This is a genomic window from Pseudomonas sp. Sample_24, from assembly GCF_004307605.1.
Taxonomy (GTDB): domain Bacteria; phylum Pseudomonadota; class Gammaproteobacteria; order Pseudomonadales; family Pseudomonadaceae; genus Aquipseudomonas.
The window spans coordinates 1-2,281 of record NZ_RCNW01000219.1 but is presented as its reverse complement, the minus strand read 5'-3'; the positions used below and the strand labels follow the sequence as shown (position 1 = coordinate 2,281).

At 58.0% G+C, this 2,281-nt stretch carries 2 protein-coding genes and 1 pseudogene; all 3 read right to left on the bottom strand.

Annotated elements, in window-relative coordinates:
* Nucleotides 1–146: pseudogene (locus D8V06_RS11480) on the bottom strand (peptide ABC transporter permease); the annotation flags it as partial.
* A 73-nt stretch (nucleotides 147–219) separates the two neighbouring features.
* On the bottom strand, nucleotides 220–1,815 hold the full coding sequence (locus D8V06_RS11475) for an ABC transporter substrate-binding protein (protein ID WP_130930991.1): 1,596 nt from the start codon (nucleotides 1,813–1,815) through the stop codon (nucleotides 220–222).
* Between the two features lie 77 nt (nucleotides 1,816–1,892).
* Nucleotides 1,893–2,281, bottom strand: a 389-nt coding sequence (locus D8V06_RS11470; RefSeq protein WP_130930990.1) for an OprD family outer membrane porin, incomplete at its 5' end; no start/stop codon positions are given.

Genomic DNA, 2,281 nt, shown 5'->3' with positions numbered 1-2,281 from the left:
TGCATTTCGGGGTCGACCCGACGTTCGCCCATCATCACTTCCACGGGGTCGCCCGGAATCATGCGAATCAACGCGAAAGTCAGCAAGGTGATGCCGAAGAACGTGGGGATCAGTAACCCCAGTCGGCGGGCAATAAAACTAAACATCGTGTGGTGTACCTCATCAGCCGGTTAGGCGTGCCCGGCAGGCCTGGATCAGGCTTGCCGGGAGTTTTCTTATTTACTTCACCTGGGTGGTGGCGAAGTTATTCGTGGTGAGGGGGCTAATGTGATAGCCCTCTACGTTGTTGCGCATTGCGGTGAACATTCTAGTGTGCGCCAGGCTGATCCATGGCTGGTCCTGGTTAAAAATAACCTGAGCCTGTTCGTACAGGGCTGCACGCTCGGCCGGGTCGGTTTTTTCCCGGGCCTGATCGAGCAGTGCCTGGAACTTGTCATTGCACCAGCGTGCGTAGTTTTCGCCGTTCTTGGCCGCTTCGCAACTGAGCATAGGCGTCAGGAAGTTATCCGGGTCGCCGTTATCGCCCGCCCATCCGGCGGAAACCATATCGTGCTCGCCATTTTTCGCACGTTTTAGCATTTCGCCCCATTCCATCACGCGGATGTCGATCTTGATGCCGATCTTGGCCAGGTCAGCCTGCATCATCTGCGCGCCGAGCATCGGGTTCGGGTTGGTCGCGCCACCACCGTTGCGGGTGAACAGGGTGAAAACCGTGCCTTCCGGTACGCCGGCTTCCTTGAGCAGGGCACGAGCCTTGTTCAGGTCGCGGACCGGATTCTTCATGTCGTGGTTATAGCCCAGCAGGGTGTCCGGGAACGGGTTGACCGCCGCGGTCGCATTGCCTTTGCCGAACAGCGCGTTGACCGCCGCTTCCTTGTCGAAGGCGATGTCGATGGCTTTACGCACGCGCACGTCGCTCAGGTATTTGTGCTGGGTGTTGATGGCGATGTAGGCGACGGTCATCGCGTTCAGTTCATCGACTTTCAGGTTCGGGTCTTTCTTGATGCTCGGGATATCGTCCGGTTTCGGGTACAACGCGACCTGGCACTCGTTGGCCTTGAGCTTCTGCAGGCGCACGTTGTTGTCGGTGGCGATGGCCAGGATCAGCGCCTCGGCCGGTGGCTTGCCACGGAAATAGTCCGGGTTGGCCTTGAAGCGAACCTGAGCGTCCTTGTTGTAGCGCTGGAAGATGAACGGTCCGGTGCCGACCGGTTTGTTGTTCAGATCGGCGGTTTTGTTGGCCTTGAGCAACTGATCGGCGTACTCGGCGGAATAGATCGAGGAGAAGGCCATGGCGATGTCAGCCAGGAACGGCGCTTCACGGCGGGTCAGGGTGAACTTGACCGTGTTGTCATCGACTTTTTCGACACTCTTGAGCAGTTCCTTGAAGCCCATGCTTTCAAAGTAGGGGAAGCCCACGCTCGACAGTTTGTGCCATGGGTGATTCGGGTCCAGTTGACGCTGGAAGCTCCAGACCACGTCGTCGGCATTCATGTCGCGGGTCGGCTTGAAGTATTCGGTGGTGTGGAATTTGACGCCTTTGCGCAGGTGGAACGTGTACGTCAGACCGTCTTCGCTGATGTCCCAGGATTCGGCCAGTGCCGGAATCACATCCGTGGTGCCGGGCTTGAAATCTGCCAGGCGATTGAAAATGGTTTCCGCCACCGCATCGGCTGTGACTGCAGTGGTGTACTGGACCATGTCGAAGCCTTCGGGGCTGTTTTCGGTACAAACCACCAGGGGTTTGGCCGATACGCCAACAGCGACACTCAGCAAGGCGGCCGCGATGGCCGCACGTAGGGGAAGCATTTTCATCAAGAACCCTCTGCAATCGTTAAAGGACAAAAGCCGAACGGCGACTCATCACTGAGCGCACCGTTCGGCCCAATGCATTACAGAATATTGAACGGGATGGTGGTCACGAGACGGAACTCGTTGATGCTGCCATCGGACTGGAACTCGCTGGCACGGTGAGCGGTGTAGGTGCCGCGGATCGTGGTGGCCTTGAACGGACCGCTCTGAACTGCATAAGTGGCACCGATACCGTATTCGTAGTGGTGTTCGCCGTCCTGTTCCTGCACACCGTCGTAGCCTTTGCCAGCGACGCCTTTGTTGCCGGTGTAGTGGGTGCCGTCGATGCCCCAGCCACGCGCCTGGTAGATGTTGAATTTCAGGCCTGGCACACCGTATTCAGCCATGTTCAGGCCATACGCTACCTGGAAGGATTTCTCGTTCGGGCCGTTGAAGTCCGACAGCAGGGAGTTGGCCAGGTAGATGCCGT